The sequence below is a fragment of the Azospirillum sp. VT-I1 genome, assembly GCF_055698305.1.
In genome coordinates this window covers 25,275-45,526 of record NZ_CP168801.1, presented here as the reverse complement: position 1 = coordinate 45,526, position 20,252 = coordinate 25,275, and the positions used below count along the sequence as shown (strand labels likewise).

Sequence of the window (20,252 nt, the reverse complement as noted above, 5' to 3'; positions counted from 1 at the left end):
GCATGCGGTCCTGCACCTGCTCTACAGCCGCTTCTGGACGCGCGCGCTGAAGACCTGCGGCTACCTGAACCTGGACGAGCCGTTCACCGGCCTGTTCACCCAGGGCATGGTCAACCATGAGACTTACAAGGACGCCGGCACCGGCGCCTGGCTGGCCCCAACCGACCTGACGAAGAACGACAAGGGCGAATGGGTCCGGGCCGACACCGGCGCGCCGGTCAATGTCGGCCGCGTCGAGAAGATGTCGAAGTCCAAGAAGAACGTGGTGGACCCGGCGCACATCATCGGCACCTACGGCGCCGACGCCGCCCGCCTGTTCATGCTGTCCGACAGCCCGCCGGAACGCGATCTGGAATGGACCGAGGCCGGCATCGACGGCGCCTGGCGCTACATCAACCGCCTGTGGCGGATGGTGACGGAGGCCCCGGTGGAGCTGCCGCCCGCCGGCACGCCGAAACCCGAGTCGTTCGGCCCCAAGGCCGAGGCCGCCCGCCGTCTGGTCCACAAGACCATCGCCGGCGTGTCGGAGGATCTCGACAAGTTCCGCTTCAACAAGGCGGTTGCCCGCGTCCGCGAACTGTCCAACGCGCTGGGCGAACTGGACGGCAAAGGCGAGGGCGAGGCCTGGGTCCTGCGTGAGGGCTTCGAGTCGCTGGTCCGCCTCGTCGGCCCGATGATGCCGCATCTGGGCGAGGAGCTGTGGGCCCAGCTGGGTCACACCGACCTGCTGGCCGATCAGCCCTGGCCGGAAGCCGACCCCGCCCTGGTGGTGGAGGACAGCGTCAAGGTGGCGGTCCAGGTCAACGGCAAGCTGCGCGCCACGCTGGAGCTGCCGCGCGACATGGACAAGGACGCGGCGGAGCAGGCGGCGCTGGCCGATGCCAATGTCCAGCGCGCCATGGACGGCAAGCCGGCCCGCAAGGTCATCGTCGTCCCGAACCGGGTGATCAATGTCGTCGTCTGATCCCAGTCTGTTCAGCCGGAGCCCGCTCCGCCGGGCCCCGTTCCGTCAGGGTTTGACGCGGGGGCTGTTCGCCCTCGCGCTCGGCCTGTCCGCCATGTCGCTGTCGGGTTGCGGTTTCCAGCCGCTCTATGGCGGCAAGGGCGTCGGGGCCGAGGCGGCGGACCGGCTGATGGAGGTCGACATCGCGTCGATCCCCAACCGGGAAGGGCAGAAGCTCCGCAACCTGCTGATCGACAACTTCTATCCGTCGGAGCGGCCGAGCAATCCGCGCTACCGGCTGGACGTGTCGGTGTCGGCGTCGGAGCAGAAGCTGGCCCTGCAGAAGGACGCCACCGCGGTGCGCGCCCAGCTGCTGGTCAACGCGCCCTACCGGCTGACCGACACCCGGACGGGGCAGGTGGTGTTCCAGTCGAGTTCGCGGTCGATGATCAGCTACAACACGCTGGAACAGCATTACGCCGCCATCGTGACGGTGCAGAGCGCCTATGACCGGGCGCTAGAGGACATCTCCAACGACATCACCACCCGCGTCGCCATGTATCTCGGCCGCGGATCCTGACCGGCGGGAGATGGTCGGGTGAAGCTCCAGCCCAAGGCGATCGACGGTTTCCTGCGCAGCCCGGACCCCAAGGTCCGGGCGGTGCTGCTTTATGGCCCCGACTCGGGCCTCGTGCGCGACCGTGCCCAGACCTTGGGCAAGACGGTGGTGCCGGACCTGTCCGATCCCTTCCGCGTCGCCGAATTCCTGGGCCGCGCCATCGCCGACGATCCGGCGCGGCTGGCCGACGAGGCCGCGGCGATCTCCTTCACCGGCGGCCGGCGCCTGATCCGCGTCCGCGACGCCGAGGACAACAGCACCGCTGCCTTCACCGCCTTCCTGGAAAACCTGCCGCCGGGCGACAGCCTCGTGGTCGTCGAGTCGGGCGACCTGTCGGCCCGCTCCAAGCTGCGGCTTCTGTTCGAAGGTGCCGACGGTGCCGCCGCCATTCCCTGCTATGTGGAGGAGGAGGCGTCGCTCGGCCGCGTCATCGCCGACATCCTGCACGGCCACGGGCTGACCGCCGATCCCGACGCGCTGAGCTTCCTCGCCGCCAACCTCGTCGGCGACCGCATGGTGGCGCGCGGCGAGGCGGAGAAGCTGGCGCTCTATATGGGCACCGACAAGCGCGTGCGGCTGGAGGACGCCCAGGCCTGCATCGGCGACAGCGCCGCCTTGTCGATGGACGAGCCGGTGTGGGCGGCGGCGGAGGGCGACTTCGCCACGCTCGACCGCTCGCTGGCGCGGCTGTTCGCCGAGGGCACCTCGCCGGTGCCGATCCTGCGCGGCGCCCAGCGCCATTTCCAGCGCCTGCAACTGCTCTGCGCCCAGGTCGCCGCCGGCAAGTCGCCTGAGGCCGCCGTCGAGTCGCTGCGCCCGCCGGTCTTCTTCAAGCTGAAGACCCGGCTGGTCAAACAGGCCCGCCACTGGTCGCCCGGCCATGTCCGGCAGGCGCTGGAACGGCTGGTCGACGCCGAGGCCGACTGCAAGCGCACCAACATGCCGGACGAGACGCTGTGCGCCCGCGTGCTGTTCCAGCTCGCCTCGCTGGGGGCGCGGCGCTGAAGGGGCGCTGACTTGACCGTTGGGGCCCGCGCGCTATTTCGCCGGGCATGAGCGACGCCACCTACACCGCGCCACCGCCCGCCCCCTTCCGGGTCCGCTGGTGGCAACCCCTGCTGTTCTGGGTCATCGTCAACGCCTGGGGCTTCGTCGAACGCGGCGGCCAGCCCTTTCCCGGCCATCAGCCGTCGCCGCTGCAGCCGCCGGGCTGGGCCTTCCCGGTGATGTGGTTCACGCTGAACGTCTTCCAGATCTGGGGCGACATCCGACTGCTCGACCCGGCGCGCCGGATCCGAGACCGCGGCCTGCTGATCGGGCTCCAGGCGGTGACCTGGGTGATCTACGCGACCTTCAGCCTCGTCTATTTCACGCTGGGCAGTTCGATCCTCGCCGCGGTTTGGACGGTGTCCTTCTTCATCATCACGTCCATCTGCATCGCGCTGGTGGCGCGGGACGACCGCGGCATCGCGCTGATCTGGACGCCGCTGATCCTGTGGACCGGCTTCGCGTCGGTCGTCGGCATCCACAACGCCCTCATCAACCCCGATCCGCTGTTCGGCACGCCGGCCTTGTGGTGAGGAGCCGGCCTCATCCCCGGTAATCGTGAACCCGGCCGGTGAAGTCGGTCACGCGATAGCTACCCTCGCCCTGTTCTTCGATCCAGGCCGGAGCGGCGGGTGCCTTGCCGTGGCCGCCGGGGATGTCGAGAACATAGGTGGGCTGACACAGGCCCGACAGCCGCCCCCGCAGGCCGGTCACCAGCGCCTGCCCCTCGGCCAGGGTCGGCCGGAAATGGCTGGTGCCGGCGGCAAGGTCGGGGTGGTGCAGGTAATAGGGCTTCACCCGGTTGCGCACCATGCCGCGGAACAGCGCCTCCAGCGCCGCATGGCTGTCGTTGATGCCCTTCAGCAGCACGGTCTGGCCGACCAGCGGAATCCCGGCCTCCACCAGCCGGGCGAGTGCCGTCCGCACCGGCGCGGTCAGCTCGTCGGCGTGGTTGATGTGGACGGCGACCCAGGTGGCGAGGTCCGGCGCGGTCAGCGCCTCCACCAGCTCCGGCGTGACGCGGTCGGGATCGGCGGCTGGGATGCGGCTGTGCAGGCGGACGACGCCGACATGGGGCATGGCCGACAGCGCCTGGACGATCCCGCGCAGCCGGCGGGGCGACAGCAGCAGGGGGTCGCCGCCGGTGACGACGACCTCCCACACCTCCTCATGATCGCGGATGTAGGCGAGCGCGGCGTCCAACTCGTCGGCGGTCAGTGCCTCCCCGCCCGGACCGACCATCTCGCGGCGGAAGCAGAAGCGGCAATAGACCGCGCAGGCATGCAGCGGCTTCAGCAGCACCCGGTCGGGGTAGCGGTGGACGATGCCCTTCACCGGGCTGCGCGCCACGTCGCCGATGGGGTCTTCCATCTCCTCCGGCGTGCTGTACGCCTCGGCGGGGGAGGGGACGTACTGGGCATAGAGCGGGTCCCGCTGGTCTGTACGTCCGGCCAGCGTCTCGCGCAGGTACGGGGTCAGCGCCACGGCGTAGCGGTCGGCCACCGTACGCACGGCGTCGCCCGCCTCCGGCGTCATCAGGCCGGCGGCCACCAGATCGGAAACGCTGTGCAGGGCCTTCATCGCTCTTTCCCGTCTCGACGGAATGGGTCATGTAGGAAAGCGACCGCTCTTACTCCTGCGAGACCCATGCTGTCGACTCTTCCCCGCCTGATCGGCCATCGCGGCGCCAAGGAAAATGCGCCGGAAAACACGCTCGCCTCGATCCGGGAGGCCGCCCGCCAGGGCGCCCGCTGGGTGGAGGTCGATGTCATGCTGACCCGCGACCAGTATCCGGTGCTGATCCATGACGACACGCTGGACCGCACCACCACCGGCACCGGCCCGGTGCCGCTCCTCGATCTGGCCGAACTGCAACGGCTCGACGCCGGGCGCTGGTTCGATGCCGGCTTCGTCGGCGAACGGGTGCCGACGCTGGAGGAGGCGGTGGCGCTGGTCCGCGAACTCGGCCTCGGCCTGAACCTGGAGATCAAGCCCTATCCGGGACAGGAGGAGATCACGGCGGAGGTGGCGCTGAACAGCCTGCGTCCGCTCTGGCCGTCGGGCCTGCCGCTTCTGCTGTCCAGCTTCGAGGTGCCCTGCCTGGAGGTTGCGCAGCGGCTGTGGCCGGAGATCCCGCGCGGCTACCTGCTGTGGGATCCGCCGTCCGACTGGGCTGCCATCGCCGACCGCATCGGGGCGGCGACCCTGAATGTCGACCAGAAGCGTCAGACCGCGGAGACTGTGGCGGAATACCGCGCCACCGGGCGGCCGGTGCTGAGCTATACCGTCAACGACGCCGGCCGGGCGCGAACGCTGTTCGGCTGGGGCGTGTCCGCCGTCTTCACCGACGCACCGGGCCGGCTGGCGCGGGAGTTGGGGCCGGATGCCTGACGGGCACGCCTGACGGTGTGCCGGGGGAGCGTCCGGCAGGCTGACGCTTCCGTTCGCGACTGCGGCAAATCGTGAACGTTTTTTGCGCGGGGGGCTGAATCCGCTCGTAGGGCGGGCCAATTCCTCATATATAGGACCGCATTGGCGATCCCGCCGGAACCCACGTGGATTCCGGCGGAGCTTTTCGTCGTCTGGTTGTCCGCCGCTTTTGATCCGGTGTCCCGCTGGGCGCCACGTACGGTCTTTGGAGGGTTCGTTGAAGGCGTTGAAGCCGTTGCAGATGTCCGGCCGGGAGGTTTTGCCGCTCGTCGAGGGTGGCAAGGGTATTGCCGTATCCAACGGCGAAAGCTCCGGTGCCTGGGCGGCAGCCGGTGGGATTGGCACCTTTTCGGGTGTCAACGCCGACAGCTACGATGAGAACGGCAACCTTCTGCCGCAGATCTACAAGGGCAAGACTCGGCGCGAGCGCCACGACGAACTGATCGCCTTCGGCATCGAGGGCGGCATCGCCCAGGCGCGCATCGCGCACGAGACGTCGAACGGCAATGGCCGCATCCACATGAACGTCCTGTGGGAAATGGGCGGGGCGGAGCACATCCTGCACGGCGTGCTGGAGGGCTCGCAGGGCCTGATCCACGGCGTCACCTGCGGCGCCGGCATGCCCTACAAGGTTGCCGAGATCGCGGTGCGCTACGGCGTCCATTACTATCCGATCGTGTCGTCGGCCCGCGCCTTCCGCGCCCTGTGGCTGCGCGCCTACCACAAGTTCCGTGAACATCTGGGCGGCGTGGTCTACGAGGATCCGTGGCTGGCCGGTGGCCACAACGGCCTGTCCAACTCCGAAGACCCGCAGAAGCCGGAGGATCCGTTCCCCCGCGTCCTGGCCCTGCGCCAGATGATGAACAGCTTCGGCCTGAATGACACCCCCATCGTGATGGCGGGCGGCGTCTGGTGGCTGTCGGAGTGGGAGGACTGGATCGACAACCCCGACCTGGGGCCGGTCGCCTTCCAGTTCGGTACCCGTCCGCTGCTGACGCAGGAAAGCCCGATCTCCATGGCGTGGAAGCGCAAGCTGGTGGCGCTTCAGCCGGGCGACGTCTTCCTCAACCGCTTCTCGCCCACGGGCTTCTATTCGTCGGCGGTGAAGAACCCCTTCCTGCTGGACCTGATGGGCCGGTCGGAGCGACAGGTCGCCTATCTGTCCAAGCCGGTGGGCGAGCATTCGGCCGAATTCCCGGTCGGTCCGCGCGGCCGCCCTGTCTATGTGACCGAAAGCGACAAGCAGCGCGCCGAGGGCTGGCTGTCGCAGGGCTTCACCACCGCGCTGAAGACGCCCGACAGCACGCTGGTGTTCGTCACGCCCGAGCAGTCGGAAAAGATCCTGCGCGATCAGGTCGACTGCATGGGCTGCCTGTCGGCCTGCGGCTTCTCCAACTGGGCGCAGAACGAGGAAGGAACGACGGGCAAGCGTGCCGATCCGCGCTCCTTCTGCATCCAGAAGACGCTCCAGGCGGTCAGTCACACCGACGACTGCGAGAATCAGCTGATGTTCGCGGGGCACAACGCCTACCGCTTCGCCAGCGATCCTTACTACAATGACGGCTTCATCCCGACGGTGAAGCAGCTCGTGGAGCGGATCGCCACCGGCTATTGACCGGCTGCGATCCCGGACCGACAGGGCCGCCGGCGGGTGACTGCCGGCGGCCTTTGCTTTGAACCGTTCCGATTGCCGCCCGTCCGATTGAATCCTGTCCGGTTGACGTCGGTGCGACAATAACTTGCGCCGTCTTTCCGAATGGTTTTACAGTTGAACGGTCTGCGGCCTTGTGCCGCGGTCCTGTCCCGGACCTTCGTGTCCGCCCCTGTGTCGACCGTACGGGTGCCGCGCCCATGATGACCGCCGAACGCCCCTTCAAGCGAGCCCTCGACCGGCTGAACGGTGCCGGGCTCCGTCCGACCCGCCAGCGCCTCGGCCTTGCCCGGCTGCTGTTCGAAGGCTGCGACCGGCACGTCACCGCGGAGCAGCTGCATGGCGAGGCGCTGGCCGCCGACCTGCCGGTGTCGCTGGCGACCGTCTACAACACGCTGAACCAGTTCACCTCCGCCGGCCTGCTGCGCGAGGTGGTGGTGGAGGCCGGCAAGTCCTATTTCGACACCAACACCAGCGACCACCATCATTTCTTCGTCGAATCCACCGGCCGGCTCGAGGATATCCCCGCCGACCGCCTGATGGTGCAGAACCTGCCCGCCGCCCCGGCCGGCACCCGCGTCGCCCGTGTCGACGTGATTGTCCGCCTGATCGAGGACGACGGCGCGGCCTGATCCCCGCCGTCGTTCAGAGTGATCGGTCGTTCAGCGCGCGCTGTCCGTCCCCTCCGGGCGGGCGGGGCGGTCGACGAAGGGCCAGCGCATGTAGGCGAAGACCCAGACGGCAACGACGTTCAGGTACGGGAACAGCAGCAGCAGGATCCACAGCGGGCTGCGCCCGGCCTTCGCCAGCACCCAGCCGCCGGCGATCAGCGTGTAGGTCGTGACGATCGACCCGATCAGCAGCGCCCAGAAGTTCCACTCGATGATGGTGTCCGTCATGCCGTCCTCCGCGCCTTGACCTTGCGCGCCTCGCGCACCGGCAGCACCGGCCAGCGGCTGTGCGCCATCACGCCGATCGCCACCACATGGCCGAGCGGCAGCAGCGCGAACAGGGCCCACAGCGGCGAGAAGCCGGCCCGGCGCAGGATGCGCGCCATCGGCCAGACGATGGCGACCTGGAACAGCATTAGCCCCAGCAGCGGGCTGTTGACGTAATCCTCAAGCATGCCGTCCCGCACCCTCCTCCCCATGGTTCGAGGGGCAGAGAAGCGCGGGCGGCCGGCTTTGTCGAGCCAAACTTTCTGCGCGCCGCTGTTCCGCGGCCGGCCGCGGCCCCGAGGGTTTCCACCCGCACCGGGAGTACGCGGGCGTGAAATCGTCCGTGCTGGCGTGCTACAGTTTGCCGCGTCCGGCCGAACCGGCTTGACGTTCTCTGGAATTCAGTTGCGGCGGACTCTTGCCTTTGACGGATCTCTCCGAACCGGCCAGCGGCTCTCATGGGTGGCGGTGGTGGCGGCGGCGGTGGCGAGCGGGCGCCTTGTCCCTGTCCCCGGCTGCCTGTCTGCGCGCCGGTCTGCTCGCGGCGGTGATCGCCGGCTTCTGGCTGGTGGCCTACGCCGACCTTGAGCGTGCGCGCGACCGGGCGCTCCAGGACGGTCTGCGCCAGACCGCCAACCTGTCCCGCCTGCTGGAGGAGGATGCCCGCCGCGTCATGGTCGTTGCCGGCCGCGCGCTCTACGCGATGGCCGAAGGCGGGCGGATTCCACGCTATCTGCTGAGCGAGACGACCGGATATGCGGGGGAGGAGGCTGGCCCGGGTGTGGCGTTGCGCAGCCTGCTGGTGGTGGAGCCCGACGGGCGGGTGAGGGAGGCTGCCGGGCTGGACTCCCCGCCTCCATTGCCGGGACCCCGCCGGCCGAGGCGGCCCGCACCGGATCGGCTGCCTTAGTCGCCCCCTACCGGGACCCCGGCGGGGGCTGGCGCGCCGCCCTGGTCCGGCCGCTGGCCGACGGCAGCGGCGTTGCCATGGCGATGCTCGACCTCGACCGTTTCGCCCGGATCTACGCCACGCAGGACATCGGCCCGCGCAGCATAATCCTGCTGTATGGCGAGGATGGCGTGGTCCTGGCCTATTCACGGCCGAGCGAGTTGCTGGACCGTAACCGTGCCGTCTTCGCCTCTGTCCTTCCGCGCGTACCCGGCGGGGAAAGTGTGAGGACGCTGTCCGGGTTCGATCCGTCGGAAGGGCGCGACCGCATCGGCACGGTCCGTCGCGTGTCGGGCCAGCCGCTCTATGTTTATGTCCGTATCAGCGCCGACGACGTGCTGGCCGGCTGGTATGCCGATCGTTGGAAGCGCATCCTGGAAACCGCCGCGGTTTCGGTGGTGGTGACCCTGCTGGCCTTGCTGGCCCTGCGGCAGCTCGGCCGGCTGGAGACGACGACCCAGGCGCTGCGCGCCAGCGAGCGCCGGTCGCAGGCCCTGTTCGACAGCAGTTTCCAGATCATGGGGCTGCTGTCCCCCGACGGCCGGGTGCTGGCCTTGAACCGGCCGGCCTGCGCCCTGGCCGGGCTGCCGGCGGAGGCGCTGATCGGACGCCGCGCCTGGGAGTTCCGCGGCTGGGCCCGCACCGACGAACTGGCGGAGGCCTTCCGCCTTTCCATCGCGAAGGCGGCCTCGGGCCGCTTCGTCCGCTACGAGACCGACGTGATCGCCGACGGCGTCACCCGGGTGATGGATGTGACGATCAAGCCGGTCCTGGACGACCGGGGGGGCGTGAGCGTGCTGGTGGTCGAGGCGCGTGACATCACCGAACGGGTCGAGGCGGCCGGACGGCTTGCCGCGGCACTCGACCAGGCGGAGGCCGCCAACCGGGCCAAGAGCGCCTTCCTGGCGACCATGAGCCACGAGCTGCGCACGCCGCTAAACGCCATCATCGGCTTCTCGGACATCATGCTGCACGAGCTGTTCGGTCCGCTGGGCAGCCCGCGCTACCACGATTACGCGCGCCATGTGCAGAACAGCGGGCGGCACCTGCTGGACCTCATCAACGACGTTCTGGACATGTCGAAGCTGGAGGCCGGGCGCTACACGCTGGACGAAAGCTGGCTGGACCCGGCCGACGCCATCGATACCTGCCGGACGCTGGCGGCGGTCCCGGCCGACGCCGGCGGGGTGACGCTGGAGGTCGACTGCGCCCCCGGGCTGCCCGGCCTGCTGGCCGACGAGCGGGCCCTGCGGCAGGTGCTGCTGAACCTGCTGTCGAACGCGGTTAAGTTCACGCCGAGCGGCGGCCGGGTGACGGTGACGGCGGGGCTGGAGGCGGGGGGCGGACTCGCCATCGCCGTGCGCGACACCGGCATCGGCATCCCCGCCGACGCGCTGGCCCGCATCCTGGAGCCTTTCCAGCAGGCCGACAGCAGCATCCCCGGCCGTTTCGGCGGCACCGGGCTCGGCCTGTCGATCTGCCGCGACCTGATGGGCCTGCATGGCGGCAGCCTGTCCATCGCCAGCGAGCCCGGCCGCGGCACCACCGTCACCATCCGCTTCCCCGCCGACCGCGTCGCCCGGCCGGTTGCGGCCGGTGGGATGCAGGCGTAAGCCTGTCCCCGGTGAACGGAGCGAAAGGCGGACGGAATGATCGGGAATGACGGAAAGCCGGTGTCCAAGGAGGATTTGCGCAAGCACATCGCCGTCTACAACGGCCAGTCGCGCGGATCCAAGGAGTTCGCGGCGATCCCGCGGGCGCTGGTGACGATCCTGGACGGGCTGAAGCCGGGCAAGACCGGCTACGTCAAATGCCTGGACGGTCAGGTGCAGCTGTCGCGCCGCAAGGACAACAGCGTGTCGGCGGGCTGACAAAGGAAAGCGCCCTTCCCCGGCCATGGGGAAGGGCGCTTTCCGCCGGAGCGTCAGGCTGTCAGTGCTTCGCTGCAGCCGCGGCGCCGATGCCGGTCTGGGAACGGACGAACTGGTCCTCGAAGGCCTCGCGCTCCGCACGGGCGGACGCGCTGCTGTCCAGCTTCGACACGATGATGGTGACGATGAAGGCCAGCGTCATCGAGAACAGGGCCGGCTGCTCGTAAGGGAAGATCGGCTTCGGGTTGTTCAGAACCACGACCCACACCGCGTTCGACAGGATCACCAGCGTCACCGCGGAGATCAGGCCGGCGATTCCGCCCGCCAGCGCGCCGCGGGTGGTCAGGCCCTTCCAGTACATCGACAGGATCAGCACCGGGAAGTTCACCGACGCCGCGACGCCGAAGGTCAGGCCGACCAGGAAGGCGACGTTCTGCTTCTCGAAGGCGATGCCCAGCACGACGGCCAGCACGCCCAGGACCAGCGAGGCGATCTTCGACACGCGCATCTCCTCGCGCTCCGTCGCCTCGCCCTTGCGGATGACGCGGGCGTAGAGATCGTGCGCGATGGCCGAGGCGCCGGCCAGCGCCAGGCCCGACACCACCGCGAGGATGGTGGCGAAGGCGACCGCCGACAGGAAGCCCAGGAACAGGTCGCCGCCCAGCGCCTTGGCCAGATGCATCACCGGCATGTTGCCGCCGCCGATCAGCTTGCCGCCGACCTTGCCGCCTTCGAAGAACTGCGGGTCGGTGCCGACGATGGTGATCGCCGCCATGCCCAGCACGCAGACGATCAGGAAGAAGAAGCCGATGAAGCCCGAGGCGTAGAAGACCGACTTGCGGGCCTCGCGCGCGTTCGGGACGGTGAAGAAGCGCATCATGATATGCGGCAGGGCGGCGGTGCCGAACAGCAGGCCCAGCGACAGCGACACCGCCGACACCGGGTCGGCCAGCAGCGTGCCCGGCCCCATGATCTTCACGCCGTCCTTGTGCGAGGCGATGGCGCTCTGGGCGATGGCCTCCAGGCTGAAGCCGAAGCGCGACAGGGCCAGGAAGGCCAGGATCACACCGGCGCCAAGCAGGAGAACCGCCTTGATGATCTGCACCCAGGTGGTGGCGATCATGCCGCCGAAGGTGACGTAGACCACCATCAGCACGCCGACGACGATCACCGCGACGTTGTAGTCCAGCCCGAACAGCAGCTTGATCAGCTGGCCGGCACCGACCATCTGGACGATCAGGTAGAAGCAGACCACCGTCAGCGAGCCAACGGCGGCGAAGGTGCGGATCTTGCCCTGGTCCAGCCGGTACGACGCGATGTCGGCGAAGGTGAAGTGGCCGAGGTTGCGCAGCCGCTCCGCCAGCAGGAACAGGATGATCGGCCAGCCGACGAAGAAGCTGATGGTGTAGACGAAGCCGTCATAGCCCTTGGCGAACACCAGGCTCGACAGGCCCAGCAGGGTCGCGGCCGACATGTAGTCGCCGGCGATCGCCAGACCGTTCTGGAAGCCGCTGATGCCGCCGCCGGCCGTGTAGAAGTCGGAGGTGGAGCGGGTGCGGCTGGCCGCCCAGTAGGTGATGCCGAGGGTCAGCACCACGAAGGCCAGGAACATGCCGATGGCCGACAGGTTGACCGGCTGCTTTTCCAGCTGCCCGACGTCGCCAGCGGCCAGCGCCGGCAGGGCGAACAGGGTGGCGGCAACCGCCGCCGGGAGGATGCGGCGGGCGGTCATTGCAGGGTCTCCCGCGTGATCTCGTCGGTCAGGTCCTGGAAGCGGCCGTTGGCGAAGTGGGAATAGACGCCGGTCAGCAGCCAGGACAGGATGATGATCGCCGCCCCGATGGGGAAGCCGACGCTGAGCGCCGAACCGTCGGACATCGGCTTGTGCAGCAGGTCCGGCGCGAAGGCGACCACCATCATGAAGCTGTAGTAGCCGACCAGCACGATGGCCGACAGGATCAGGGCCAGCCGGCTGCGCTGGCGGACCAGCTCCTGGAATTTCGGGTTCCGGCGGACCCGTTCGTAGACCGGAGTGTTCGCGGGGGAGTGCATGTTTCCTCCAGACGCTAATCGTCCTTGTGGCACCCTGTTCGGGCTTATGGTTTTCCGGCTAACAAAACACTGTTTCGCAAATTTCCCGGAAATATGACGAATTGTTTCAACGCGATTCGGGCAACAATCCCACCGATTCGGATTGAGCCGCGGCGACGAAGCTGGAATGATGGCTGGGCTTCCTCCAATCCCCCGCATCCCGCCGCCCCGTCCGGAAAATGATCCGCTCGCCCCTGTTCCTCCGGCTTTTCTCGGCGATCCTGATCTCGCTCGGGCTGTTCTCGGCGGCGGCCTATGTCTTCTCCGTCCCCTTCATCGAGGAGAAGGCTTACGAGATCGAACGCGACGCCAGCCGCACCATCCTCGACAACGTGTTCGAACTGGTCAGCCGCATCCGCGGCGGGCTGGAGGAGCAGCGGAGCACCACGGTGGAGTCCTACAAGACCCGCCTGCGCGACGTGCTCGAACTGGCGGTCGGCTATATCGAGCATGTCCATGCCCGCGCCGACCGCGGCGAGATCACGGCGGAGGAGGCGCGGCGCGAGGCGATGGACGGGCTGCACGCCTTCCGCTACGGCAACGGCGACTATGTCTGGGCTATCGGCTACGACTCGGTGATCCTGTCGCATCCGTCGCCGGACTATCAGGGGCGGAAGTCCGACGACCTGCGCGACAATCTGGGCCGCCACATCCTGCCCACCATCGTCGCCACCGCCAAGCGGGAGGGGGAGGGCTTCCAGACCTATCCGTGGTGGCGCCCCAACGGCGACGAACGGGCGCCGAAGCTCAGCTTCTTCAAGGATCTGCCCAGGCGCGGCATCATCGTCGGCACCGGCGCCTATCTGGCCGACGTCGATGCCGAGGTGGAGCGGCGCAAGGCCGAGGCCATCGAGGATCTGCGCCAGGCGCTGCGCAAGCTGCGGATCGCCCGCACCGGCTATCTCTACATCTTCGATTCGGCGAACCGGATGATCATCCACCCGAATTCGAACATCGAAGGCACCGCCTTCGGCGACCGGCTGAACTCAGCCACCGGCCGCCCGATCGCCGAGGACCTGAAGGCTGCCGCAGCGAAGGGGGAGCCGCTGACCTACCTGTGGGACAAGCCAGACGATCCCGGCAACTACGCCTACGAGAAGATCAGCTGGGTCCGGCATTTCGAAGGGTTCGACTGGTACATCGCCTCGTCGGTCTATGTGGACGAGCTGCGGCGGTCGTCGGTGGTGCTGGGCAACCGCATCCTCGCCATCGGCATGGCGCTGATGGCGGCGGGCAGCCTGCTGGGCTATATCGCGGTCGGGCGTCTGGTCGGGCCGCTGCGCCGGCTGGCCGACACCGCGGTGCAGGTGCGGGCCGGTGATCTCGGCGCGCAGAGCGGCATCCGCCGCGGCGACGAGATCGGGCTGCTGGCATCGGCCTTCGACGGCATGGTCCGGCAGCTGCGCGACACCGTCGCCACGCTGGACAGCCGGGTGCGCGACCGCACCGCGGCGCTGGCGGAGGCGGAGACGCGCCAGCGCGTGATCCTGGACGCCATTCCCGCCTGCATCGCCGGGCTGGACCGTGACGGGCGGCTGACCTTCGCCAACCTGCGCTGGGGCGAGCTGGTCGGCCGCGACAAGGCGGAGGTGATCGGCCGCGACGTCGCCGCGGTCGTCGGCCGGCGCGCCATGGCGGTGCTGCGCCCCCATCTCGACCGCTGTTTGTCGGGGGAGGTGGTGACCTTCGAATACGCCTTCCCGCGCGACGGCCGCGAGATGGTGACCAAGACCACGCTGATCCCCCATCGTGGTGAGGGCCATGGTGGCGAGAGGAGGGCGGAAGAGGGCGCCGTCGGGACGGGCATCGTCACCGGCCTGTTCGTGCTGACGCTGGACATCACCGACGAGAAGCAGACCGAACGCCAGCTGGTGGAAGCACAGCGCCTGAAGGCGGTCGGCCAGCTGTCCGGCGGGCTGGCGCACGACTTCAACAACCTGCTGTCGATCATCATCGGCAACCTTGCGGCGGCGCGGGAGCGCTATGCCGCGGTCAAGGGTCTGGACGCCTATCTGGAGCCGGCCCAGCGGGCCGGCCGCCGCGGCGCCGACATCACCGCCCGGCTGCTCGCCTTCTCCCGCCAGCAACCGCTGAAGCCGGAGCCGATCGAGCTGTGCGGGCTGCTGCGTGACATGGCGGTGCTGCTGCGCCGCTCCTTCCCCAGCTCCATCGCCATCGGCGTGCCGGAGGAGGGGCGGGAATGCTGGACCATCGCCGACCAGACCCAGCTGGAGAATGCGCTGGTGAACCTCGCCATCAACGCGCGCGACGCCATGCCCAACGGCGGCCGGCTCGACATCGCGGTCGGCGTCCGCCGGGTGGAGGAGGCGCTGGCCTTCGACGAACCGGTCCGCCCCGACGATTACCTGGAAATCCGCGTCACGGACACCGGCACCGGCTTCACGCCGGAGGCGCTGGCCCGCGCGGTGGAGCCCTTCTTCACCACCAAGGCGCTGGGATCGGGGCTGGGGCTGTCGATGGTCTACGGCTTCGTCAAGCAGTCGCGCGGCTATCTGCGCATCGACAGCCGGCCGGGGGAGGGGACCGCCGTCACCCTGCTGCTGCCGCGCGCCGAGCCGGTGGCCCGCCTGCTCGATGCCGACCCGGCGCTGGCCGAACCGCAGGGCGGCGGCTGGTCCGGCCAGCTGGCGCTGGTGGCGGAGGACAACGACGACGTCCGGCAGGTGATGCGCCAGCAGCTGGTCGACCTCGGCTTCTCGGTGGTGGAGGCGGCGAGCGGCGACGAGGCGGCGGAACTGGTGGAGCAGATCGACGGGCTGTCGCTTCTGGTCTCCGACATCGTCATGCCCGGCCTGTCGGGGGTGGAGCTGGCGCGGCGCGCCCGGCTGCTGCGGCCGGAGATGCGGGTGGTGCTGGTCAGCGGATTTTCCGTCGAGTATGGCGACATCCCCGCCGATGCAGTCATACTGCACAAGCCATGGGACAAGCGGGATCTGGTGGCGGCTATCGGCCACGCCGCCCAACCCGCGCCGGTCTGATATGATCGGCCGGATGAACGCAGTTGGAAAATGCACCTGGAAAACCAGGGCGACGAGTGCCGAGGGGAAACGCGCGTGGTGCAGAAAAAGCGCATCTATCTGGTCGAGGACGAGGCCGACATCCGCCGGCTGGTGACCGAGGTGCTGGAGGGGTACGGCTACGAGGTGTCCTGCTGGGCCAGCGGGCGGGAGGCGCGGGCGGCGATCCAGCGCCAGGCGCCCGACCTGTGCCTTGTCGATCTCGGCCTGCCGGACATGGACGGGCTGACGCTGGTCCGCGAATTGTGGGAGGACGTGCGCTTCGGCGTCATCATCCTGTCCGGACGCGGCGGCACCTCCGACCGGATCCTGGGGCTGGAACTGGGCGCCGACGACTACATCGTGAAACCCTTCGAGCCGCGGGAGCTGGTCGCCCGCGTCAACAGCGCCATCCGCCGGCGCGAACAGCTGACCGGTGCCGCGGCGCCGGCGGAAACCGCGCGGGCGCGTTTCGGCAACTGGGTGTTCGACCTGGGCAACCTGACGCTGAGCGCCGACGACGGACGCCAGGAAAGCCTGACCGCGGCGGAGGCCTCGCTGCTGCTGACGCTGCTGAAGGCGCCCAAGCGGGTGCTGTCGCGCGAGCATCTGCAGGGCCCCGACCAGGATCGCGACGATTTCCCCTATGACCGCAGCATCGATGTCCGCGTGTCGCGCATCCGCAAGAAGATCGAGGAGGATCCCCGCGCGCCGCGGCTGATCAAGACGGTCTATGGCGCCGGATACCTGTTCGCCGGCGACGTGACCTGGATACGGTGACCTGGATTACGATGGACGGGGCACCTCGTTTGCCCGGCGCCGCAACAACTCCAATAACAATTGGTCATAATCCTGAGAAAGTTGCGCAAAGCTGATCTGGTACAGGCTGTTTCCAACACCGCCGCGCCCAATGCCGGCGCGCGACAAGAACCTCTGGGGAGAACGGTCCGATGAGTGAAACTGCCGCCGCAGTCAATCCCAGCGCCAATCCGTACGAACGCGACCTCGACCGCAACGCCGCCAACTTCGTCGCGCTGACGCCGCTGACCTTCCTGGAGCGCGCCGCTTCCGTGTGGCCCGACCGGCTGGCGGTCGTCCACGGCCCGGTCCGGCGGACCTGGGCGGAGACCCTCGTCCGCGTGCGCTGTCTGGCCGCGGCGCTGGCGAATGTGGGTATCGGCACCGGCGACACCGTCGCCATGCTGGCCGCCAACACGCCGGAACTGTTCGAGGCGCATTTCGGCGTACCGCTGGCCGGCGCCGTGCTGAACGCCGTCAACACCCGCCTGGACGCCGAGGCCATCGCCTTCATCCTGAAGCACGGAGAGGCGAAGATCCTAATCGTCGACCGAGAGTTCTCCGGCGTCGCCAAGAAGGCGCTGGCCCTGCTGGATGCGCCGATCCCGGTGGTGGATATCGACGACCCGACCTACAGCGGCGGCGAGCTGATCGGCGACCGCGATTACGAAGCCTTCATCAGCGATGTCGGCACCGAGCATCCCTGGACCCTGCCGGCTGACGAATGGCAGGCCATCGCGCTGAACTACACCTCCGGCACCACCGGCAACCCGAAGGGCGTCGTCTATCACCACCGCGGCGCCTACCTGAACGCGGTGTCGAACGCGCTGTCCTGGAACATGGGCGACGCGCCCGTGTATCTGTGGACGCTGCCGATGTTCCACTGCAACGGCTGGTGCTTCCCCTGGACCATCGCGGTCACCGCCGGAACCGCCGTCTGCCTGCGTCAGGTCCGCCCTGACGCCGTGCTGAAGCTGATCCGCGAGGAGCGGGTGACCAACTTCTGCGGCGCGCCCATCGTGCTGAACATGCTGAACAATGCGCCGGCCGAGCTGAAGCAGGGCATCGAGCAGACGGTGAAGGTGATGGTGGCCGGCGCCGCGCCGCCCGCCGCCGTCATCGCCGGGATGGAGCGCATGGGCTGGGAAGTCACCCATGTCTACGGCCTGACCGAATGCTATGGCCCGACCGTGGTCTGCGTCTGGCACGACCGCTGGGACGGCCTGTCGCTGGACGAGAAGGCGGCGATCAAGGCCCGCCAGGGCGTGCGCGGCCCGATGCTGGAGGCGGTGATCGTCGCCGACCCCTTCACGCTGGAGCCGGTGCCGAAGGACGGCCGCACGATGGGCGAGATCATGATGCGCGGCAACAACGTCATGAAGGGTTACCTGAAGAACCCCAAGGCGACCGAAGAGGCCTTTGCCGGCGGCTGGTTCCACACCGGTGACCTCGCCGTCTGGCATGAGGACGGCTATGTCGAGATCAAGGACCGGTCGAAGGACATCATCATCTCCGGCGGCGAGAACATCTCGTCCATCGAGGTGGAGGACGTCCTCTACAAGCATCCTGAGGTTCTGGAGGCCGCGGTCGTCGCCCGCCATGACGAGAAGTGGGGCGAGACGCCCTGCGCCTTCGTCACGCTGAAGGATGGCGCCACCGCGACCGAGGCCGACATCATCGCCTTCTGCCGCGCCCACATGGCTCACTTCAAGTGCCCGCGCACGGTGGTGTTCGGCCCGCTGCCGAAAACCTCGACCGGCAAGATCCAGAAATACGTCCTGCGCAAGCAGACCGAGGCGCTGTAAGGGGCACTTTGCCCCCTCCCTAACCCTCTCCCCTATCGGACCAGCCTGCGGCCGGTCGAGGAGAGAGGGGACTGCCGCAACTCCTTTGCAAGAACTCCCGCAAGCGTCCTGCCCCCTCTCCCACCGAAGGTGGGGAGGGATGGGGTGGGGGCCAACGCTCTCCCATGCCCGCACTGCGCCCAATTTCAAAGGGACCCGCGCCATGAAGATCCTCTGCGCCGTGAAGCGCGTCGTCGACTACAACGTCAAGATCCGGGTTAAGACCGACCAGTCCGGCGTCGAGACGTCCAACGTGAAGTTCTCGATGAACCCCTTCGACGAAATCGCTGTCGAGGAGGCCGTGCGCCTGAAGGAAGCCGGCAAGGCGACCGAGATCGTCGTCGTCTCCATCGGCCCGGCCCAAGCGCAGGAGACCCTGCGCACCGCGCTGGCGATGGGTGCCGACCGCGCCATCCTGGTGCAGACCGACGTGACCACCGAACCGCTGGCCGTCGCAAAGGTGCTGAAGGCGCTGGTCGAGAAGGAGGCCCCCGGCCTCGTCATCCTCGGCAAGCAGGCGATCGACGACGACTGCAACCAGACCGGCCAGATGCTGGCCGCCCTGCTCGGCTGGGGCCAGGGCACCTTCGCCTCGAAGGTCGAACCGGCCGGGGACACCGTGGCGGTGACGCGAGAGATCGACGGCGGGCTTGAGATCGTGTCGCTGAAGCTGCCGGCGGTGGTGACGGCCGACCTGCGCCTGAACGAGCCGCGCTATGCCAGCCTGCCGAATATCATGAAGGCGAAGAAGAAGCCGCTGGAGACCGTCACGCCGGACGCGCTCGGCGTCGATGTGACGCCGCGGCTGAAGACGGTGAAGGTGGCCGAGCCGGCCAAGCGCCAGGCCGGCATCAAGGTGCCCGACGTCGCCACCCTGGTCGACAAGCTGAAGAACGAGGCGCGGGTGATCTGAGGACTGGTCGTATCGGGGTGCCCCCTCCCTAACCCTCCCCGCTTCGCGGGAGAGGGAACTGCCGCCGCTTTGGCAATCACGTCACGCCGCCAAGCGTCCTACCCCCTCTCCCGCGAAGCGGGGAGGGATGGGGAGGGGGCATACCACAGCCGACACCTCGCCACCCGCCAACCAAGGACCCGCCCCATGCCCATCCTGATCCTTGCCGACCACGACAACGCCGCCCTCAAGCCCGCCACCGCCCACGCGGTCACCGCCGCCGCCAAGCTCGGCGGCGACGTCCACATCCTGGTCGCCGGCCGCAACGCCGCCCCGGCCGCGGATGCCGCCGCCAAGCTGGCCGGCGTCGCCAAGGTGCTGCTCGCCGACGATGCCGCCTACGAGCATGCCCTGGCCGAGCCGGTCGCAGCATTGCTGGTCTCGCTCGCCCCCGGCTACAGCCATCTCCTCGCCGCCGCCACGTCGGCCGGCAAGAATGTGCTGCCGCACGTCGCCGCACTGCTCGACGTGGCGATGATCTCCGACATCACCGCCGTGGTCTCCGCCGACACGTTCGAGCGGCCGATCTATGCCGGCAACGCCATCGCCACCGTGCAGTCCGGCGACGCGGTGAAGGTCATCACCGTCCGCACCACCGCCTTCGAGGCGGCGGCAGCCACCGGTGGCGCCCCGGTGGAGAGCGTCGCCGCCGTAGCCGACCCCGGTCTGTCGGGCTTCGTCTCGGCCGAGCTGTCGAAGTCGGAACGTCCGGAGCTGACCTCGGCCCGCATCGTCATCTCGGGCGGTCGCGGCATGCAGTCGGGCGACAACTTCCACCTGCTGGAGGTCATCGCCGACAAGCTGGGTGCCGCCGTCGGCGCCAGCCGCGCCGCCGTCGATGCTGGCTTCGTGCCCAACGACTATCAGGTCGGGCAGACCGGCAAGATCGTGGCGCCGGACCTCTATGTCGCCGTCGGCATCTCGGGCGCCATCCAGCATCTGGCCGGCATGAAGGACAGCAAGGTGATCGTCGCCATCAACAAGGACGAGGAGGCGCCGATCTTCCAGGTCGCCGACTACGGCCTCGTCGCCGACCTGTTCAAGGCGCTGCCGGAACTGCAGCAGGCCGTCTGATCCCGTTCATTCCCCCGTTACCCGAAGA

Annotated in this window: 19 protein-coding genes and 1 pseudogene; 15 read left to right on the top strand and 5 right to left on the bottom strand. The window is 68.6% G+C overall.

The annotated features are described in order from the left end of the window. Position 1: 1 nt before the first annotated feature. The 4 genes and pseudogenes from AB8P05_RS14135 to AB8P05_RS14120 all read left to right on the top strand — a co-directional run. A pseudogene (locus AB8P05_RS14135) lies at positions 2-964 on the top strand (class I tRNA ligase family protein); the annotation flags it as partial. Positions 965-1,016: 52 nt separating this feature from the next. Then, complete coding sequence (gene lptE / locus AB8P05_RS14130; RefSeq protein WP_472757860.1) at positions 1,017-1,523, top strand: LPS assembly lipoprotein LptE; 507 nt, start codon at positions 1,017-1,019, stop codon at positions 1,521-1,523. Between the two features lie 18 nt (positions 1,524-1,541). Then, entirely contained in the window at positions 1,542-2,567 is a 1,026-nt protein-coding gene (gene holA / locus AB8P05_RS14125) for a DNA polymerase III subunit delta (RefSeq protein ID WP_472757861.1), read from the top strand. 47 nt (positions 2,568-2,614) lie between these two features. Then, a complete protein-coding gene (locus AB8P05_RS14120) occupies positions 2,615-3,142 on the top strand; it encodes a tryptophan-rich sensory protein (RefSeq protein ID WP_472757862.1) in 528 nt (175 codons plus the stop codon). Between the two features lie 10 nt (positions 3,143-3,152). Here AB8P05_RS14120 and AB8P05_RS14115 read toward each other — a convergent pair whose 3' ends face one another. After that, positions 3,153-4,190 (bottom strand): lysine-2,3-aminomutase-like protein, encoded by a 1,038-nt coding sequence (locus AB8P05_RS14115; RefSeq protein WP_472757863.1) that lies wholly within the window; start codon positions 4,188-4,190, stop codon positions 3,153-3,155. A gap of 66 nt (positions 4,191-4,256) precedes the next feature. Here AB8P05_RS14115 and AB8P05_RS14110 point away from each other — a divergent pair, with 66 nt between their 5' ends. The 3 genes from AB8P05_RS14110 to irrA all read left to right on the top strand — a co-directional run bounded on the left by AB8P05_RS14110 (position 4,257) and on the right by irrA (position 7,322). Next, a complete protein-coding gene (locus AB8P05_RS14110; RefSeq protein ID WP_472757864.1) occupies positions 4,257-5,000 on the top strand; it encodes a glycerophosphoryl diester phosphodiesterase in 744 nt (247 codons plus the stop codon). Positions 5,001-5,280: 280 nt separating this feature from the next. Further along, positions 5,281-6,654 (top strand): NAD(P)H-dependent flavin oxidoreductase, encoded by a 1,374-nt coding sequence (locus AB8P05_RS14105; protein WP_472759368.1) that lies wholly within the window; start codon positions 5,281-5,283, stop codon positions 6,652-6,654. A gap of 239 nt (positions 6,655-6,893) precedes the next feature. Further along, on the top strand, positions 6,894-7,322 hold the full coding sequence (gene irrA / locus AB8P05_RS14100) for an iron response transcriptional regulator IrrA (protein ID WP_472759367.1): 429 nt from the start codon (positions 6,894-6,896) through the stop codon (positions 7,320-7,322). 30 nt (positions 7,323-7,352) lie between these two features. Here the strand turns inward: irrA and AB8P05_RS14095 are convergent, their stop codons facing one another. Both AB8P05_RS14095 and AB8P05_RS14090 read right to left on the bottom strand, forming a co-directional pair. After that, the gene (locus AB8P05_RS14095; protein WP_472757865.1) at positions 7,353-7,589 is read right to left on the bottom strand and encodes a hypothetical protein; all 237 of its coding nucleotides are present in this window, start codon (positions 7,587-7,589) and stop codon (positions 7,353-7,355) included. Next, on the bottom strand, positions 7,586-7,816 hold the full coding sequence (locus tag AB8P05_RS14090) for a hypothetical protein (protein ID WP_014246573.1): 231 nt from the start codon (positions 7,814-7,816) through the stop codon (positions 7,586-7,588). Before AB8P05_RS14090 ends, AB8P05_RS14095 begins: the two co-directional genes overlap by 4 nt. A 311-nt stretch (positions 7,817-8,127) precedes the next feature. Here AB8P05_RS14090 and AB8P05_RS14085 point away from each other — a divergent pair, with 311 nt between their 5' ends. The 3 genes from AB8P05_RS14085 to AB8P05_RS14075 all read left to right on the top strand — a co-directional run bounded on the left by AB8P05_RS14085 (position 8,128) and on the right by AB8P05_RS14075 (position 10,448). Then, entirely contained in the window at positions 8,128-8,538 is a 411-nt protein-coding gene (locus AB8P05_RS14085; protein ID WP_472757866.1) for a hypothetical protein, read from the top strand. A 77-nt stretch (positions 8,539-8,615) separates the two neighbouring features. Then, the gene (locus AB8P05_RS14080) at positions 8,616-10,190 is read left to right on the top strand and encodes a sensor histidine kinase (RefSeq protein WP_472757867.1); all 1,575 of its coding nucleotides are present in this window, start codon (positions 8,616-8,618) and stop codon (positions 10,188-10,190) included. Positions 10,191-10,226: 36 nt separating this feature from the next. Beyond that, complete coding sequence (locus AB8P05_RS14075) at positions 10,227-10,448, top strand: hypothetical protein (protein ID WP_310118976.1); 222 nt, start codon at positions 10,227-10,229, stop codon at positions 10,446-10,448. A gap of 61 nt (positions 10,449-10,509) precedes the next feature. Here AB8P05_RS14075 and AB8P05_RS14070 read toward each other — a convergent pair whose 3' ends face one another. Beyond that, entirely contained in the window at positions 10,510-12,180 is a 1,671-nt protein-coding gene (locus AB8P05_RS14070) for a cation acetate symporter (protein WP_472757868.1), read from the bottom strand. Next, positions 12,177-12,500 carry a DUF485 domain-containing protein gene (locus tag AB8P05_RS14065; RefSeq protein ID WP_455170720.1) on the bottom strand — a complete coding sequence of 108 codons (324 nt, stop codon included), beginning with the start codon at positions 12,498-12,500 and terminating at the stop codon, positions 12,177-12,179. The genes AB8P05_RS14070 and AB8P05_RS14065 overlap by 4 nt, the downstream gene beginning before the upstream one ends. Positions 12,501-12,718: 218 nt before the next feature. Between AB8P05_RS14065 and AB8P05_RS14060 the strand changes: the two genes are divergently transcribed. From AB8P05_RS14060 to AB8P05_RS14040, 5 genes are all read left to right on the top strand, one after another. Then, positions 12,719-15,538, top strand: a complete 2,820-nt coding sequence (locus AB8P05_RS14060; RefSeq protein WP_472757869.1) for a cache domain-containing protein — start codon at positions 12,719-12,721, stop codon at positions 15,536-15,538. Between the two features lie 75 nt (positions 15,539-15,613). Then, positions 15,614-16,336: a response regulator transcription factor gene (locus tag AB8P05_RS14055; RefSeq protein WP_472757870.1), complete on the top strand. Its 723-nt coding sequence runs from the start codon at positions 15,614-15,616 to the stop codon at positions 16,334-16,336. Positions 16,337-16,506: 170 nt separating this feature from the next. Further along, positions 16,507-18,159, top strand: a complete 1,653-nt coding sequence (locus AB8P05_RS14050; RefSeq protein WP_472757871.1) for an acyl-CoA synthetase — start codon at positions 16,507-16,509, stop codon at positions 18,157-18,159. Between the two features lie 202 nt (positions 18,160-18,361). Then, complete coding sequence (locus AB8P05_RS14045; RefSeq protein WP_472757872.1) at positions 18,362-19,111, top strand: electron transfer flavoprotein subunit beta/FixA family protein; 750 nt, start codon at positions 18,362-18,364, stop codon at positions 19,109-19,111. 186 nt (positions 19,112-19,297) lie between these two features. Then, positions 19,298-20,224 (top strand): electron transfer flavoprotein subunit alpha/FixB family protein, encoded by a 927-nt coding sequence (locus tag AB8P05_RS14040; protein ID WP_472757873.1) that lies wholly within the window; start codon positions 19,298-19,300, stop codon positions 20,222-20,224. Positions 20,225-20,252 lie beyond the last annotated feature (28 nt).

Bases quoted from the DNA above. Each gene is read 5' to 3' on its own strand.
- AB8P05_RS14120 (WP_472757862.1), top strand. From the start codon at position 2,615: ATGAGCGACGCCACCTACACCGCGCCACCGCCCGCCCCCTTCCGGGTC.
- AB8P05_RS14115 (WP_472757863.1), bottom strand. From the start codon at position 4,190: ATGAAGGCCCTGCACAGCGTTTCCGATCTGGTGGCCGCCGGCCTGATG.
- AB8P05_RS14110 (WP_472757864.1), top strand. From the start codon at position 4,257: ATGCTGTCGACTCTTCCCCGCCTGATCGGCCATCGCGGCGCCAAGGAA.
- AB8P05_RS14105 (WP_472759368.1), top strand. From the start codon at position 5,281: ATGTCCGGCCGGGAGGTTTTGCCGCTCGTCGAGGGTGGCAAGGGTATT.
- irrA (WP_472759367.1), top strand. From the start codon at position 6,894: ATGACCGCCGAACGCCCCTTCAAGCGAGCCCTCGACCGGCTGAACGGT.
- AB8P05_RS14095 (WP_472757865.1), bottom strand. From the start codon at position 7,589: ATGACGGACACCATCATCGAGTGGAACTTCTGGGCGCTGCTGATCGGG.
- AB8P05_RS14090 (WP_014246573.1), bottom strand. From the start codon at position 7,816: ATGCTTGAGGATTACGTCAACAGCCCGCTGCTGGGGCTAATGCTGTTC.
- AB8P05_RS14080 (WP_472757867.1), top strand. From the start codon at position 8,616: ATGGCGATGCTCGACCTCGACCGTTTCGCCCGGATCTACGCCACGCAG.
- AB8P05_RS14075 (WP_310118976.1), top strand. From the start codon at position 10,227: ATGATCGGGAATGACGGAAAGCCGGTGTCCAAGGAGGATTTGCGCAAG.
- AB8P05_RS14070 (WP_472757868.1), bottom strand. From the start codon at position 12,180: ATGACCGCCCGCCGCATCCTCCCGGCGGCGGTTGCCGCCACCCTGTTC.
- AB8P05_RS14065 (WP_455170720.1), bottom strand. From the start codon at position 12,500: ATGCACTCCCCCGCGAACACTCCGGTCTACGAACGGGTCCGCCGGAAC.
- AB8P05_RS14060 (WP_472757869.1), top strand. From the start codon at position 12,719: ATGATCCGCTCGCCCCTGTTCCTCCGGCTTTTCTCGGCGATCCTGATC.
- AB8P05_RS14050 (WP_472757871.1), top strand. From the start codon at position 16,507: ATGAGTGAAACTGCCGCCGCAGTCAATCCCAGCGCCAATCCGTACGAA.
- AB8P05_RS14045 (WP_472757872.1), top strand. From the start codon at position 18,362: ATGAAGATCCTCTGCGCCGTGAAGCGCGTCGTCGACTACAACGTCAAG.
- AB8P05_RS14040 (WP_472757873.1), top strand. From the start codon at position 19,298: ATGCCCATCCTGATCCTTGCCGACCACGACAACGCCGCCCTCAAGCCC.